The sequence below is a fragment of the Lentibacillus jeotgali genome (assembly GCF_000224785.1).
Classification (GTDB): domain Bacteria; phylum Bacillota; class Bacilli; order Bacillales; family Amphibacillaceae; genus Lentibacillus; species Lentibacillus jeotgali.
The window spans coordinates 163,882-178,220 of sequence record NZ_AGAV01000019.1; the positions used below are offsets into that span (position 1 = coordinate 163,882).

The 14,339-nt window shown below is 43.8% G+C and carries 16 protein-coding genes; 7 read left to right on the top strand and 9 right to left on the bottom strand.

From position 1 onward, the window contains the following. Positions 1–9 precede the first annotated feature (9 nt). From ON01_RS16215 to rfbA, 5 genes are read right to left on the bottom strand one after another with little or no spacing between them, the layout of a single operon-like run. On the bottom strand, positions 10–375 hold the full coding sequence (locus ON01_RS16215; protein ID WP_010532058.1) for an EamA family transporter: 366 nt from the start codon (positions 373–375) through the stop codon (positions 10–12). Continuing rightward, positions 375–1,049 carry a GNAT family N-acetyltransferase gene (locus tag ON01_RS16220; protein WP_010532059.1) on the bottom strand — a complete coding sequence of 225 codons (675 nt, stop codon included), beginning with the start codon at positions 1,047–1,049 and terminating at the stop codon, positions 375–377. Before ON01_RS16220 ends, ON01_RS16215 begins: the two co-directional genes overlap by 1 nt. A 4-nt stretch (positions 1,050–1,053) precedes the next feature. Next, a complete protein-coding gene (locus ON01_RS16225) occupies positions 1,054–2,004 on the bottom strand; it encodes a glycosyltransferase family 2 protein (protein WP_010532060.1) in 951 nt (316 codons plus the stop codon). Continuing rightward, complete coding sequence (gene rfbB / locus ON01_RS16230; protein ID WP_010532061.1) at positions 1,983–2,996, bottom strand: dTDP-glucose 4,6-dehydratase; 1,014 nt, start codon at positions 2,994–2,996, stop codon at positions 1,983–1,985. Before rfbB ends, ON01_RS16225 begins: the two co-directional genes overlap by 22 nt. Then, entirely contained in the window at positions 2,989–3,921 is a 933-nt protein-coding gene (gene rfbA, locus ON01_RS16235; protein ID WP_010532062.1) for a glucose-1-phosphate thymidylyltransferase RfbA, read from the bottom strand. Before rfbA ends, rfbB begins: the two co-directional genes overlap by 8 nt. A gap of 264 nt (positions 3,922–4,185) precedes the next feature. Here rfbA and ON01_RS19650 point away from each other — a divergent pair, with 264 nt between their 5' ends. The 4 genes from ON01_RS19650 to ON01_RS16250 all read left to right on the top strand — a co-directional run bounded on the left by ON01_RS19650 (position 4,186) and on the right by ON01_RS16250 (position 6,782). Next, positions 4,186–4,353, top strand: coding sequence for a hypothetical protein (locus ON01_RS19650; protein ID WP_175284970.1), 168 nt, complete (start codon positions 4,186–4,188; stop codon positions 4,351–4,353). Between the two features lie 105 nt (positions 4,354–4,458). Next, positions 4,459–5,157, top strand: coding sequence for a ribose-5-phosphate isomerase RpiA (rpiA, locus tag ON01_RS16240; protein WP_010532063.1), 699 nt, complete (start codon positions 4,459–4,461; stop codon positions 5,155–5,157). Next, positions 5,154–5,504: a hypothetical protein gene (locus ON01_RS16245; RefSeq protein WP_010532064.1), complete on the top strand. Its 351-nt coding sequence runs from the start codon at positions 5,154–5,156 to the stop codon at positions 5,502–5,504. Before rpiA ends, ON01_RS16245 begins: the two co-directional genes overlap by 4 nt. 144 nt (positions 5,505–5,648) lie before the next feature. Beyond that, positions 5,649–6,782 carry a glycerate kinase gene (locus ON01_RS16250; protein WP_010532065.1) on the top strand — a complete coding sequence of 378 codons (1,134 nt, stop codon included), beginning with the start codon at positions 5,649–5,651 and terminating at the stop codon, positions 6,780–6,782. A gap of 71 nt (positions 6,783–6,853) precedes the next feature. On the opposite strand, the gene ON01_RS16255 is transcribed toward ON01_RS16250, so the two are convergent. Continuing rightward, the gene (locus ON01_RS16255) at positions 6,854–7,645 is read right to left on the bottom strand and encodes an HAD family hydrolase (protein ID WP_010532066.1); all 792 of its coding nucleotides are present in this window, start codon (positions 7,643–7,645) and stop codon (positions 6,854–6,856) included. A 277-nt stretch (positions 7,646–7,922) separates the two neighbouring features. On the opposite strand from ON01_RS16255, the gene ON01_RS16260 reads away from it, so the two are divergent. After that, positions 7,923–8,120, top strand: coding sequence for an alpha/beta-type small acid-soluble spore protein (locus ON01_RS16260; protein ID WP_010532067.1), 198 nt, complete (start codon positions 7,923–7,925; stop codon positions 8,118–8,120). A 181-nt stretch (positions 8,121–8,301) separates the two neighbouring features. Beyond that, positions 8,302–9,852 carry a Na+/H+ antiporter NhaC family protein gene (locus ON01_RS16265; protein WP_010532068.1) on the top strand — a complete coding sequence of 517 codons (1,551 nt, stop codon included), beginning with the start codon at positions 8,302–8,304 and terminating at the stop codon, positions 9,850–9,852. A 75-nt stretch (positions 9,853–9,927) separates the two neighbouring features. Here the strand turns inward: ON01_RS16265 and ON01_RS16270 are convergent, their stop codons facing one another. Beyond that, entirely contained in the window at positions 9,928–11,613 is a 1,686-nt protein-coding gene (locus ON01_RS16270) for a M3 family oligoendopeptidase (RefSeq protein ID WP_010532069.1), read from the bottom strand. A gap of 134 nt (positions 11,614–11,747) precedes the next feature. Here ON01_RS16270 and ON01_RS16275 point away from each other — a divergent pair, with 134 nt between their 5' ends. Further along, positions 11,748–12,023, top strand: a complete 276-nt coding sequence (locus ON01_RS16275) for a hypothetical protein (protein ID WP_010532070.1) — start codon at positions 11,748–11,750, stop codon at positions 12,021–12,023. Between the two features lie 178 nt (positions 12,024–12,201). Here the strand turns inward: ON01_RS16275 and ON01_RS16280 are convergent, their stop codons facing one another. Then, positions 12,202–13,044, bottom strand: a complete 843-nt coding sequence (locus ON01_RS16280; RefSeq protein ID WP_010532071.1) for a S1-like domain-containing RNA-binding protein — start codon at positions 13,042–13,044, stop codon at positions 12,202–12,204. 502 nt (positions 13,045–13,546) lie between these two features. Next, a complete protein-coding gene (gene ytaF / locus ON01_RS16285; RefSeq protein ID WP_083838414.1) occupies positions 13,547–14,188 on the bottom strand; it encodes a sporulation membrane protein YtaF in 642 nt (213 codons plus the stop codon). Between the last annotated feature and the right edge of the window lie 151 nt (positions 14,189–14,339).

Genomic DNA, 14,339 nt, shown 5'->3' on the forward strand with positions numbered 1-14,339 from the left:
GAAAACACCTCACAGTGATTGACTTGTTACGACGATACCGGCGACAATCAGGCCAAGTCCTACAACTTTTTGTACGGTTACCGGATCGCCAAACAGGAAAGCAGATAGGATGAATACGAGCACAAACGAAAGACTCATAAACGGATAAGCAAAACTGATATTAAATTTGGTCATCGCTGCCATCCAGAATAAAGCGGCCAAAAACGCAGAAGTGAACCCGGAAATAATCCACGGGTTCAGTAAAAGCTGAAGCAGGAAAAGAAATTTATCCAATAATGCCTGCGGTAGAGCACCTGCCTGATCAACCTGCCACTTTAAAACGAGCTGTCCATAAACGGTGAAGATGACTGTTCCGAATATATATAGGTATCCCATTACAATACCTCGCCATTAAGTTTATGGTAGACGTCAATCGTATTCCGCAGACGGAAGCCAAGCGCGTAAAACAAATTCAAAGACGCGACATTGGCAGCTGATATGGACGTCTTCAGTTCGTCATATCCGGCTTGGAACTGATCCTGGCACGCCAGACTGGTATATGCCTTGGCAAGTCCTCTGCTGCGGTACTCCTCACGTATCCCGAGCAGCAGGACTTTATCATTGTCAAACCCGTAAAATCCGGCTGTATCATCGCCGTATTTCAATGCAATAATCTTCCCGGCATCCAGTAAATCGTTCACCCAGTTCATGTATCGTTTATCAGCCAGCGAATCCGGAATGTTGAAGTCACGGTGGAAGCGTCCATGAACGAATGCTTCTTCAGCAATAGCCAGAATCGCATCACGGTCATAGGTTCGGGATAGACTGAGCTCTTCCTTCTCAAATAGCGTCAGATTCTCTTTTTTGCAAACCGGCTCAATTAATGTATCAACATAATAAAAACCATGCCGGAGAAATGGCTCAGGATTTTCAAGGGGTCCCACTTTCAATGTGTAATGACCTTTATTTTCATCCGTTTCCCGGAGTGCTTCCTCGTTTGTGCTCATCAGTTCATATGTATTGATATTAAAGTTCCGCTTATCCCACGGTGTTTCGCGCAAATAGGTCATGTAATCACCTCTGTTCATCATTATCTTCGGTCGTTTCACGGATTAGGTACAGGGGTCTGCCCTTTGCTTCATTAAAGACTTTCCCTATATACATACCGAGAATACCGAAGTTGAAAAATATCAGGCCGCCGATAAAATAAAGCGAGACCATCACACTGGTCCATCCTTGGACGGGTTGAGCCAGAAAGAAGTAACGCACAAACAAATAAAGACCATACAGTAATGATCCAAAGGCTAATAAGAAACCAAACTGTATAGACAGCCTCAGCGGTTTATTGGATTGGGATATGATGGCGTCTGTCGCCAGCGTGATCAGTTTTTTGGGATTGTAAGACGTTTTGCCTTCTTTCCTAGCATTATGCTCGACCGGAATGCCGGTTGTTTTGTAGCCCATCCACTGGATGAACATCGGAAAGAAACGGTTCTGTTCACGCATTTGCCTGAACGCAAGGACAACCTTTCTCTGGCTGATGCTGAAATTGGCTATCGTGTGATCGGAGGTTTTCCCGGTAAAATAGTCGTAAACACGGTAAAACAATTGCGATGTCGTGCGTTTAAACCAACTATCCTGACGCTCAACCCGGTTTGCAAATACAACCTCATACCCAACTTGCGCCTTATCATATAAAGATGCGATTTCTTCAGGACGATCCTGCAGGTCACAATCCATGACGACAATCCAGTCGCCGGAGGCATAATCGAGTCCGGCCGTAATAGCGTGGTGTTGTCCAAAGTTGCGGGCAAAATCAATCCCTTTGATCCGGCTGTCCTGCTTGTTGAGTTCTTGAATTGCTTCCCATGCATGATCAGGACTCGCGTCGTTGATAAGGATAATTTCCAAATCGGCTGGAATCGATTCGATAGTGGTTATGATACGATTGCATAGGTCATGCAGACAAGCCCTGCAGCCATATACCGGAATAACAACAGAAATTAAAGGGTGACTTTTTCCCATTGGTCAACATACCATTCTACTGTTTTATTAAGTCCCTCATGAAATGTCATCAGAGGTTTCCAGCTTAACGATTCTCTGATTTTATTGTCATCAACTGCATATCGCCTATCATGACCTTTGCGATCACCGATATATGTGATCAGTTCTTTGTAACTATGCCGCTTGGGTTTTAAATGATCGAGAATATCACAAATCATCATGGCAAGCTCAATGTTAGTCCGTTCATTACTGCCGCCGACATTGTATTTTTCTAAAGTTTTGCCTTCATGGAAAATGAGGTCGATTGCCCGGCAGTGATCCTCAACGTAGAGCCAGTCACGCACATTCTTTCCATCTCCATACAATGGTATCGGCTTGCCACTAAGTGCATTTGAAATGATGGTTGGAATCAGTTTCTCCGAATGTTGACGCGGTCCATAATTATTGGAACTGCTGGAAGTGACAACATTCATGCCGTACGTTCGAGCAAAGCTTTTTACGAGCATGTCAGCACCGGCTTTCGATGCACTGTATGGGTTACGCGGGTCATAGGGTGTTTGCTCATGAAATTTTTCGTCTGTTTCCAAATCAAGTGCCCCATACACTTCATCGGTGGAAATCTGGTGAAAACGCCTTGCTGCCAACTCGTCTTTCTTGTCCCAGTCGTCACGCGCAGCCTGCAGAAGGACATTGGTTCCAAGCACATTTGATTCAATAAAAGCTTTGGCATCATTGATTGAGCGGTCAACATGTGATTCAGCGGCGAAATGAATGACACCGTCAACGTCATATTCGGTGAAAACGCTGTTTACCAGCTGTTCATCAGCGATGTCACCCTTGATAAACTGATAGTTATCAGAAACAGCAGCATCTTGTACATTGGTATCGGACCCGGCATACGTCAGTTTATCCATGTTGATTATCCGGTAGTCAGGGTACCGCTGCATGATATGATGAATGAAATTGGAGGCAATAAAGCCCGCTCCGCCCGTAACAAGAAGGGTCTTACTCATTTTGAACCAGCTCCAGTATCGGATTTTTATCAATTGTTTCCCAATATTGCTCTGAATGTCTCCGGTTGGCAATTTCCATCAGGTATTGTCCGTAGTCAGTCTTTTTCATTCGTTCGCCTTTTTCATAAAGTGCCTGTTTGCTGAGATAGCCCATATAATAAGCAATTTCCTCCAGGCAGGCGATTTTGAACCCTTGCCGCTGCTGCGTTATCTTGACGAATTCGGATGCTTCAAACAGGGATTCATGGGTGCCCGCATCCATCCAGGCAAACCCTCTACCCAGCAATTGGACATCAAGCTGATTGCCTTTTAAATATTCCTTGTTCAAATCGGTGATTTCTGTTTCGCCGCGGTCGGAATATGGCAGCCGTTTTGCGATCTGTGCCGCACGGTTGTCATAAATGTACAGGCCCGCCGCTGCAAAATCCGATTTTGGGTCTTCCGGTTTTTCCTCAAGGGACAGAACTTTTTGTTTTTCATCAAATTCGACAACACCAAAGCGTTCGGGATCTTTTACGCGGCTGCCGAAAATAGTAGCGTTTTTGTGGTTCTTGAGAGCGTTTCGGAAAAGTGTCGTGAATCCTTGCCCATAAAATATATTGTCACCAAGAATCAAGGTGACATCATCATTGCCGATAAAGTCCTCAGCCAGGATAAAGGCTTCGGGAATGCCATCCGGATTCGCCTGTTCCATATAATGTAGCCTGATGCCGAATGCGGAGCCATCACCAAGCATTTCCCTGAAACGCGGCATATCGTCCGGTGTGCTGATGACCAGTATATCTTTAATGCCGCCAAGCATCAAAACAGATAACGGATAGTAAATCATCGGTTTATCATAGACATTGAGCAAATGTTTATTTACGCCATTTGTGCTGGGAGCGAGCCGTGTACCGCTTCCTCCTGCAAGTACAATCCCTTTCATGCAAACCACTCCTAAAAGGTATAGTCAAAGGTATGGATTACTATCCATAGATTACGCTCGTGATATTATCGTTTATTACCGTTTTTTAAAGAAAATAATCTTACAATTTGATTGCGACTTGATTACAAACAAATAGGACTCGCTAAATTAATAGTAATATCAAATTCCTTTTTCTGTAAAGAGTCCTTTTTACTGTTTTGCAGGGATTTTTACCTGTATGGCGAAATATTAGGAAAGTAACACAAACCAAGGGGGCTATTACCAGTGGAGGCAGAAACGATTACAAAACAGCCTGTAAAGCTTAAGCGTCGTAAAAGAAAATTACTGCTGACGGTTCTTTGGATACTTGCAGCAATCGGCATCGTGCTGTTGATATTCGTAAACGTGTACATAAATAGATCGTCAGACGCGACTGGTATCATGATCAGATGAATGACAGGGTAGAAGGAGCATATCACGTGACGCAGACAGATGAACGTGGTGGAATGGAATTAATAGTGACACCAAATGAAAAATCGACAAAGGAGTGGTGGTGGCATGACGAATCAGAATAATGCCAAGAAACTTGCAGGAGAAGCGTCATTGAAATACATTGAAAATAGAATGACAATCGGGCTGGGTTCGGGTTCGACAGTTTATTGGATGATCCGGAAACTCGGCGAACATGTACAAGCTGGTCTGGATATAAAAGGTATTCCGTCTTCACGTCAGACTCAAAACTGGGCTGAGGCGTTTGGTGTGCCACTCACGGACTTTTCCCAGGCCCGGGAACTTGATGTCGCGATTGATGGTGCTGACGAAGTGGACGATCAATGGAATCTGATCAAAGGCGGTGGTGGTGCACTCGTACGTGAGAAAGTCATTGCAGCAGCTGCCCGGAAGTTTGTTGTTATTGTGGATGAATCGAAACTGGTTTCCCGGCTTGGGGCTTTTAGACTGCCGGTTGAGATTTTACCGTTCGGCTGGGAAGTGACCGCTGAAAAAATTGCCGAACTGAGCTGTGATCCGGTTCTCCGCCAGAAAGGTGATGACAGTATTTTTGTATCTGATAATGGGAATTACATTGTGGATTGTGATTTCGGATCCATCAACAACCCAAAGGCGTTGCATCAGCAAATGAAGCAGCTGACCGGTGTTGTGGAAACCGGACTGTTTCCTGACATGGCTGATGAAGTGATTGCCGGTTATCCTGACCAGGCGAAATCGCTGTCTGACTTTTTAAATGGGAAGCCATGAATGTACTCGAATATCCTGAATTCACGGCCACGATTCTTTGTTCAAAAATTACCCAGTCGTCCAATACATGCGAGATTCATGGTGAAAAGGCGATGTTAGTGTTTGAGAACGCGGGGGATATGTGCAGGCCAAGGATAGTATACAATGAATCCGCGGAAGAAAGAGTGCTGCAGGCAGACGCCCACCCGAACAATATGGTCCATGAAGCCAGGGAATTTGCCCGGATTATTGAGTCCCGCGATTTGGATGCCTATGAACGGCTGAAACAGCTCAGTTATGATGTGTTGGCCGTTACAGAAAAAGTCCGGCATGAAAATGGAATTATTTTTGACAGTGAGAAGAAATGATTGAGGGCCTTGGACCGGGTCCTCTTTTAGTATGGTTTTTGAGCTGAAATTTTTGAGAAACAATTGATTCTGAATTTTATTGAAACAAGTGGCAGGCTGGATTATATTAGAGATAACCAGAATATAATCAAAAGGAGAACCTTTATGAATATTGTTGTTGCACCGGATTCTTTCAAAGGCAGTCTGACATCGATTCAGGCCTCGGAAATCATGAAAAGAGCTGTCACAGCAGTTGATAATAACGCCAGCGTTACTTTGAAACCAATGGCTGATGGCGGTGAGGGAACGCTTGAGTCATTGCTTGCTGCCGCCGATGGGAAGCGAGTTCATATTAGATGTACAGGATCATTAGGTGAAAATATTGAAACAACATATGCCATCGTTGAGTCAAATACAGCCATCATCGAATGTGCCAATATTGCGGGGGTAGTTCAAGTTCCCGAAGATAGACGGCATCCTGATGTTACCACCACGTTTGGAATTGGCGAAGTTATGCTTGATGCACTTGATAAGGGGTGTACATCCTTTGTAATTGGGCTTGGGGGCAGTGCAACGAACGATGGTGGGCTAGGAATGCTTAAAGCGCTTGGAATGAAAGCATGGGAGCAGAATGGAAAGGAAACCGGTCAGTTTGGCAGAGATCTGCAGCATATTACTGATATCAGTTTTGCAGAAATTGATCCACGACTTGAAAAAGCAACCATTAAAGTTGCCTGCGATGTTGATAATCCGCTTTGCGGGGAAAGGGGGGCAACATACGTTTACGGACCGCAAAAAGGGCTGTCGGATAGTGAACTGAAGCAATATGATAACGCCTTAAACCAGCTTGGGGATACAGTAGAATCAACATTGAACAAAGGGTTTAAAAACATTGCTGGTGCAGGTGCTGCTGGCGGTCTTGGTTTTGCTTTATTAGCCATTGGAGGTCACCTTGTTTCTGGAGCAAAACTCTTAGCAGAAGTTATAAATATTGAGGAAGCAATTCAAGAAGCTGGTCTTGTTCTGACAGGGGAAGGGCAGAGTGATGAACAGACACTTTATGGAAAAGCACCGGGCTATATTGCTTCCCTTGCACAGAGAAATCAGGTTCCCGCCGTTTTGGTTTCAGGCAGTCTTGATGGTGATTTGGATATGTTAAGAGAACATTTTGCAGGCTGTTTCTCAATTGTTAACAAGCCGATGTCACTTAAGGAGTGTATGGAAAAGGCTGATAAGCTGCTTTATGAGCAAACAAAGCAAGTGATTTACTTAGCAAGTCATTTTCTAGTACGAAAGTAGCGTGATTAAGACTTTATCGGAAAACAGGATACTTATATATAAAAATAAGGACAAGGTCGTTGCCCCGTCCCTTATGCATGCTGAAATAGACCAAGTTGTTTAAGACCATAGGCGATGCCCTCATCGGCAACAGTCGCTGTTCTGTGCTTGGCATAACGAAACAGATCTTCATGGGAATTACCCATGGCAAATCCCTCACCGACAGCGCCTAGCATTTCCTTGTCATTCATACCATCACCAAAGGCAATGGCCTGATCACGGGAGATGTCCAGCAGGCTGAGAATTTGTTCTACTGAATAACCTTTGTTCACGTTTTTTCGCAGAATATCATAACTGTGCTCCGCTCCATTGACATGAACAGGAGAAAGGCGCAGATTGGATTCAATCTCATACAGGCGGACTTTTTCCGTTGACACATTAAGGACTGTCGCACCCAGTATCTTGTCCATGATGTCAGGCGTGAACACTGCATTCTTTTTTAGATCAAATATGTCGATAAATTGGCTGATAAATGGTCGATCAAGACTTGTGAAATAATTCTTGTCACGCGTGTACATGATCAGTTCGTGGTCATTTTTCTCTGCGATATCAATAAATTGCTCTATGTTTTTCAATGGGATTGGTTCATTTACGATCGTTTTTCCCTGGTGAATGGCAAAAGCACCGTTGTATGCGATAAATGAATGGACGTCCAGTTCCTCTGCCAGTTCGCTGATTTCATGAAGCGGCCGGCCTGTCGCAAGAAAAACTTCAACGCCCTGTTTTTTGACAGAAGCTATCGCCTGCTTTGTGATGTCAGAGAAAGTGTGGTCCGGTTTTAAAATCGTTCCGTCAATATCGAGAAATAAAATCTTGTATGCCATGTTGATCTCCCTAGTCAATATAGTTATAAAAGCATTTTAGCATAGAGGTTGAAATTTTGCGAAGAAATGTTTTGCTGTAAATCTATTTGGATGGCGGAGTGGGCGCGGGTAATAGCCTGATTTGCTACACTTCACAATTTCAACGGGACCGTTCAAACATGAGGCGGCCACTTACATATGCATATTTTAACAGGGTTAAAGCGCCGTTAATACCAAAAACTAATGATGAACAGATTAATTCAAGATCTGTTCGAATTCCCACGAGGAGTGATCAGTTGTGGCAAATAACAAAAATGATTTGTTGGTGTCTGGAGCAGAGGATGCAATGGAAAACATGAAAGAAGAAATTGCAAATGAATTTGGTGTCCAGCCCGGAGCGGATACAACTGCACGTGAAAATGGCTCTGTGGGAGGCGAAATGGTCAAGCGCATGATCAAAATAGCCGAATCAGGCATGTCCCAAAATAACAAATAATTTATTAAGTGGGCTTGCACTGGAAAAAAGCCGTTTCAGTTGTCTGAAGCGGCTTTTTTGTTTATGAAGAAAAATTTTTAAGGTGGTATTAATTTCATCTTCTATTCATGCAAATAATATGAGAAGATATGACATATATTCTTAACAAGTATGTCCATTATTTAGGAAGGGAGAGTAAAATATGGAGTTTGGTATCCTGTCGCTGCTGCCTCCCGTCATAGCAATTGTACTGGCTCTCATTACCCGTAATGTTATTCCTGCCTTATTTGTCGGGGTCTGGCTGGGAGCGACAATGATGTATGACTGGAACCCGTTCATGGGAGTGTATGCAACCTTTAGTGACTTTATTATTCCCAGTGCGGGTGATCCATGGAATGCGACTGTGCTGATTTATTGCGGACTTTTTGGTGTATTGATTGCTTTTTTGCAAAAGACTGGTGGTGCAGAAGCTATTGCCAATGCCATTTCCTCAAAAGTTAAAACACCAAGAGGTGCGCAAGGCTCGACGATGGTGTTCGGGCTGATTATTTTCTTTGAAGACTATTTTAACGCGCTGACAGTTGGAAGTGTGATGCGGTCGGTGACTGACAAAATGCGTGTATCACGCGAAAAATTAGCCTATATCGTGGATTCCACATCTGCACCGATGTGTCTTTTAGGCCCGGTGTCGACGTGGGTGGTTTTTGTAATGGGGCTGATCGGGGCACAGTATACCGAAATGGGAATTTCTGAATCGGAATACATGACCTATATTTTTTCAATTCCATTTAATTTTTATGCTATTTTAGCTATTATCCTTGTTGGAATCATTGTTTTCCTGAAATGGGATTTCGGACCGATGGCACAAGCGGAACATCGTGCGCGCACTTCCGGTAAAGTCATTCGGGATGATGCTGAGCCGCCGTCTGATGATCAAATGGCTGAAGTTGACATGCCAGAGGGTTATAAGCCTAAAATCCGCAGCATGGTTGTTCCGATTATTGTACTGGTCGGTATGATTCCACCGCTGTTCCTGTGGACCGGGGGATACCCAGAAAAAAGTTTTGTGACGGCATTTGGGGAAGCTGATGGCGCAACATCGATTTTAATCGCTGCATTTGTGGCCGGAGTTGTAGCACTTGTAATGGGAATGCAGCAAAAACTTTACTCATTTAAAGAATCCATGTCCATCATTGTCAGCGGGTTCCGTAGTATGATGATCGTTTACATCATTTTGATATTAGCCTGGTCTATCGGCAGTGTCACAACAGAAGTTGGAACGGCAGAATATATCGTTCATTTTGTTGAACAGACAACATCAACTGCCATTATTCCGGTACTGCTTTTCTTGATCGGAGCAATTGTTGCGTTTACGACAGGTACTTCATATGGAACATTTTCAATCATGATTCCGATTGCTATGCCGCTCGCTGCATCAATGGATATTTCGATGTATTTGGCAATTGCTGCCGTATTTAGCGGCGGAATCTTTGGGGACCACTGTTCACCAATTTCCGATACGACGATCCTGTCCTCGGCAGGATCCGGAAGCGACCACATTGACCACGTGAATACACAAATTCCATATGCGATTACGGCGGGAATCAGTGGTATCATGTCATTTCTCACAGTTGGACTCTCAGGTTCCCCCGTACTGGCTATCATTGTCGGAGCTGTTGTCTTATTCATTCTAGCCTTTATCATGAATAAAGTGTGGGGAAGACAAATACCCAATGAACAGGTAACCGTGTAGCGTAAGAGGGCGATGAAAAACGTATGTATACTAAAAGAAAGGACTGCTGGAATTGATAGCAGTCCTTGTAGTTTTTTAACTGTTTTGTTCAAGCCACTCTTTTATGGGTTTAACGACTGAATCAACACAGCCATCTGCAAACGGGGAAGTGAGGTTGGCTGATTCAACCAGTCCAAGGAATGATTTGGATCCGCCCAGTTTGCACAAATGAAGGTAGTCTTCCCAGGCAGCTTCCGGTTCTTCGCGTGATCGTTTCCAGAACTGGAAGGCACATATTTGCGCTAAAGTGTAATCGATATAATAAAATGGCACCTCATAAATATGGCCCTGTCTCTGCCAGAATCCGCCATCTTCAAGGTATGGAATTCCGTCATAATCGCGGTGCGGAAGATAAATTCCTTCGAGCTGTTTCCATGCATCTTTGCGCTCGTCAGGCGTCCAGTCTGGATTTTCGTATACAAGATGCTGAAATTCATCCACAGCGACACCGTATGGCAGGAATTCCAGGCCTTCTGCCAAATGCGCGTATAGATATTTATCGGTTTCTTCTTCGAAAAATAGTGACATCCATGGCCATGTGAAAAATTCCATGCTCATTGAGTGAATCTCAGCTGCTTCACTTGTTGGTATGATGTATTCCGGAATGCCGATTTTGCGGCTGGAGTAAAACTGAAAGGCATGCCCTGCTTCATGCGTCAGTACATCAATGTCACCTGACGTTCCATTGAAATTGGAAAAGATGAATGGTGATTCGTAGTCCTCGATAAAAGTGCAGTACCCGCCTGCTTCCTTGCCCTGTTTCGCTTCCAGATCCATCAGATTACGGTTAAGCAAAAACTGGAAAAACGTCTTTGTTTCAGGCGACAGTTCGGCATACATTTTTTTGCCGTTGTCAATAATCCATTCAGACGACCCTTTTGGAGTGGCGTTGCCATCAGGGAACTCGAGATTTTCATCGTGAAATTTAAGTTTGTCCACACCGATTCGCGCTGCCTGCTTCTCATAAAGTTTTGTAACGAGCGGTACAATTGATTCCCGCACCTGCTTGCGGAAGTTAGCCACCATATCTGCATCATAGTCAATACGCTGCATACGAAGATAGCCGAGCTCCACAAAGTTTTGATAGCCTAAGGCGACAGCAATCTCATGACGTGTTTTCACAAGCTGGTCATAAATGTCATCAAACTTCTCAGCGTTTTCGGCAAAAAAGCCGGCACTGGCTTCGACAGCTTTTTTACGAATGGAACGGTCCGTATGTTCCGTAAAAGGACTTAGCTGAGCAAGTGTGTATGTATCACCGTTGAATTCCATCTGGGCTGAGGCGACCAGCTTGGAATATTCAGTCGACAACTTGTTTTCTTTTTGCAGTAATGGCATGACTTCCGGTGAAAAAATTTTTATTTCGGATTCAGCAATTTTAAACAGCTGTGTGCCCCATGTATCTTCCAAATCACGTCGAAAGGGGGACCCCAGCAGTTCTTTGTAAAATGTCGTGGTCATTTCCTGTATTTCCGGTTCAATATCATCGAAAAAATCACGTTCTGCCTGGTAGTAGTCATCGTTCATATCAATTGAGGCTCGAATATAAACCAAGTTTTCAAGTGTTGCCAGCCGATTGCGAAAATCGTTAATCTCGGCAACCGCCTCATTTTGTTGATCGATGGTTGAAGCGGCCCTGAATTTTTTCAAAAGGTTATGGAATGTTTCTTTTTCCCGCTTCATATCAGGCCGTGTGTATTTGTAATCTTCAAAAGTCTGCATCTGTTCACTCCTCCTCAGAAATAAGTATTCGACATTTTCTTGAAAAATCCTGTTTATGTAAGGATTAAATTGACTTTGTTTAAACGTATAGATAAAATGTAATGTAGTAAAATAAAGTTTGATGAGGTGAGTTTATGTTTTTTGTGGCCCTGACTATCAGTATTTCGATTCTGGTGGTCATCATGATCGCCAATATCATTGTTTCCCTGGCATCATCTAATGGGGGTGTGGGTATTTTTATTCCCATGGCTATAGTGTCTGTTGCCGGTCTTATCATGGTGGCGATTTCATCATTTGCAAAAATCGAAATGATGGGATTAGGCTTTGGCGGATGGGGCGGAGCCAGCCTGTTTGCTGCAGCACTCGCTGGAATAGCAACATCCCTTGTCGAAACCTATCGCCATTCATAATCTAAACGTATTAAGAACAGATATCTGCCTGACTGAAAGGCGGATATTTTTTATCTTCCGGCAGAACCGAAGAATTATCACCGGGAGAACGAAAATATCAACAGAAGGACAGTATTTTATGCCCGGGGAAACGTAATCCCCGGGCCTGAGCTTTGACCGCAATGCTGTTTTGCCAAAACTAAGGCTGAATTAAATAGGTTTTCCCATTGCGCTGCTCAATCTTCCCTTCTTTCATTAATTTACCTAGCGCGCGCTTAAATGCGGCCTTGCTGATGCCAAACGTTCCGCGGATGTCTTCAGAATCGCTTTTATCGCTAAAGTGGATGACGCCGCTGTTTTGTTCCAGCTGTTTTAGAATGTCGTCTGCGTCTTCCTGCATACTTTGCTGCTTGAGCAGTCTGAGGGAAACATTCAATGTCCCGTCCGCTTTTACTTGGATCACCCGTCCTTCCACCCATTCCCCGAGACGCGGTTCCTGTTTGCGCTCAGTATGATGGATAAATCCGCGATAGCCGTGTTCAGAAATGATGGCAGAACCTTCCTTGTTGGCATTGTAAACGCGTCCGCTGATGGGTTTATTAATAAGTTCTTCGGGTGCTAGTTCCCAATGTTCCGCGAAAAATTTTTCAGAAGCCGGTTCTGCTAGCAGCCGCCCTTTTTTGTCTGTTGTAAGTGTGACAAACAGCATGTCGCCTTTTGCTGGCCAAACACTTTCAAATCGCGGAAGGTCATCGCTTGAAACAAGGATGTCCTTTTCGATACCAATATCAACAAAGGCTCCCAGTTCGGGAATCACCTCAATGACTTCAACCCAGTCGTACTCATTTACTTGAACTGAGGGGTGATTTCCTGTTGCGAAAATACTACCTTTTTGATCGTGATAGAGAAACACATCAACTTTCTGGCCTGTTTCCAGGTCTGCTTCGATCGTCTGAGCAGGCAGGAATACATCGTTTTGCAATATGTAACCTGCTTCTGTTTGCCGCATCACTTTCATGGTTTGAGTTGTTCCAATTTTCATGATCATGCCTTCTTTCCTAATATGTATTGGAAAAGGGGTACCCTTACTTTAAGAGTACCCCTTTATATTTCAAAGTAACACATAAGTTTTCACTTTTACCTCGCATTTATGGACAGTAGGCCGCCAAAGAACGGCAGCTAACTGCCCATAAATTCCCGATTCGGTTCAACTAACAATCATCGGGGAAAAACGTCATACTGATTGACGTTTTATTATATGTTTTTTGACTCTAAAGCTGATATTGTTTCCAGCATTACGCTCGTGACAACCTTGGTTAGTGTTGTAACCGTTACAGTGCTGTTGAATGTCGTAATCTGAAAAACGTTATGTTTTTTAGTCTGTCATTCAGGGAATGTGGTGGTTAAACAGCGATTCCTGAAAGGGTGAAACAGATGATTCGAACGATTTTAATGGTGATCGGCGCAATTGTCGTTATAGGCTGGATTATTTCAGTTTTATAATTCAAGGCATCACAAATTTTGTGTCATTCAAGATAAAACGACTACATCATGTTCAAAATTCCAAGGATCATGAGCAAAAGTGGAGGTAGCAGTGTCAATTGCTGCATCCATTTTTTTTGTGACAGAAAGATTCCCGTTTGCACACCGCATATGACAAATAACCCGCTCATGAAAGCAATGGAAGCCGCTGTTATGATGGGTGAATACCCGAGCATGGCGGCACCCAGCCCCGCACCGAATGCATCGATTGCCAGAGCAAATCCTAAAAACACAGCCTCAGACAGTGATATACTCCCTGATTGGTCCAAATCTGCCTGATACGGTTCTTTCATGACGGTTTTAAAATTATCCCATGTCTCCTCATCGGAAACTATTGCAGAAGGGGCCTCCTGTTTGGAACGAACCACGTTATATAAACAGTACAACCCAATGGCCAGCAGTATAATGCCGCCGATGTTATCGGTGAGAGCAGGAGTGATTAGTGACTTAATCATATCACCGATTATCATCGATATATAGACGATCAAACCTGAACAAAGCATTATGATCCCCAGAGCTGCGAGTGGGACATGAACACGCCGAAGACCATAAGAGATGCCAGCTCCAAATCCATCGATACTGACGCCGATAATTAAAAGAATAAGCCCGGTATAATAAAGCACCGATATCATTTTCCTTTCCATATCTGTCCCGTATATTCCAATACCTAAGATATTGTATGGAATCGGGCGGGAGGTGTGATAACGGCGTAAAACTGTAAATTGTGTTACAGTAGCATCACAAAGAATATCCCGCTTGTAACTGGCAGGAAGGACCCCTTCAAGATGATAAGGA

Coding starts and splice junctions, on each gene's coding strand:
- ON01_RS16215 (WP_010532058.1), bottom strand. CDS start 375: ATGGGATACCTATATATATTCGGAACAGTCATCTTCACCGTTTATGGA.
- ON01_RS16220 (WP_010532059.1), bottom strand. CDS start 1,049: ATGACCTATTTGCGCGAAACACCGTGGGATAAGCGGAACTTTAATATC.
- ON01_RS16225 (WP_010532060.1), bottom strand. CDS start 2,004: ATGGGAAAAAGTCACCCTTTAATTTCTGTTGTTATTCCGGTATATGGC.
- rfbB (WP_010532061.1), bottom strand. CDS start 2,996: ATGAGTAAGACCCTTCTTGTTACGGGCGGAGCGGGCTTTATTGCCTCC.
- rfbA (WP_010532062.1), bottom strand. CDS start 3,921: ATGAAAGGGATTGTACTTGCAGGAGGAAGCGGTACACGGCTCGCTCCC.
- rpiA (WP_010532063.1), top strand. CDS start 4,459: ATGACGAATCAGAATAATGCCAAGAAACTTGCAGGAGAAGCGTCATTG.
- ON01_RS16245 (WP_010532064.1), top strand. CDS start 5,154: ATGAATGTACTCGAATATCCTGAATTCACGGCCACGATTCTTTGTTCA.
- ON01_RS16250 (WP_010532065.1), top strand. CDS start 5,649: ATGAATATTGTTGTTGCACCGGATTCTTTCAAAGGCAGTCTGACATCG.
- ON01_RS16255 (WP_010532066.1), bottom strand. CDS start 7,645: ATGGCATACAAGATTTTATTTCTCGATATTGACGGAACGATTTTAAAA.
- ON01_RS16265 (WP_010532068.1), top strand. CDS start 8,302: ATGGAGTTTGGTATCCTGTCGCTGCTGCCTCCCGTCATAGCAATTGTA.
- ON01_RS16270 (WP_010532069.1), bottom strand. CDS start 11,613: ATGCAGACTTTTGAAGATTACAAATACACACGGCCTGATATGAAGCGG.
- ON01_RS16275 (WP_010532070.1), top strand. CDS start 11,748: ATGTTTTTTGTGGCCCTGACTATCAGTATTTCGATTCTGGTGGTCATC.
- ON01_RS16280 (WP_010532071.1), bottom strand. CDS start 13,044: ATGAAAATTGGAACAACTCAAACCATGAAAGTGATGCGGCAAACAGAA.
- ytaF (WP_083838414.1), bottom strand. CDS start 14,188: ATGGAAAGGAAAATGATATCGGTGCTTTATTATACCGGGCTTATTCTT.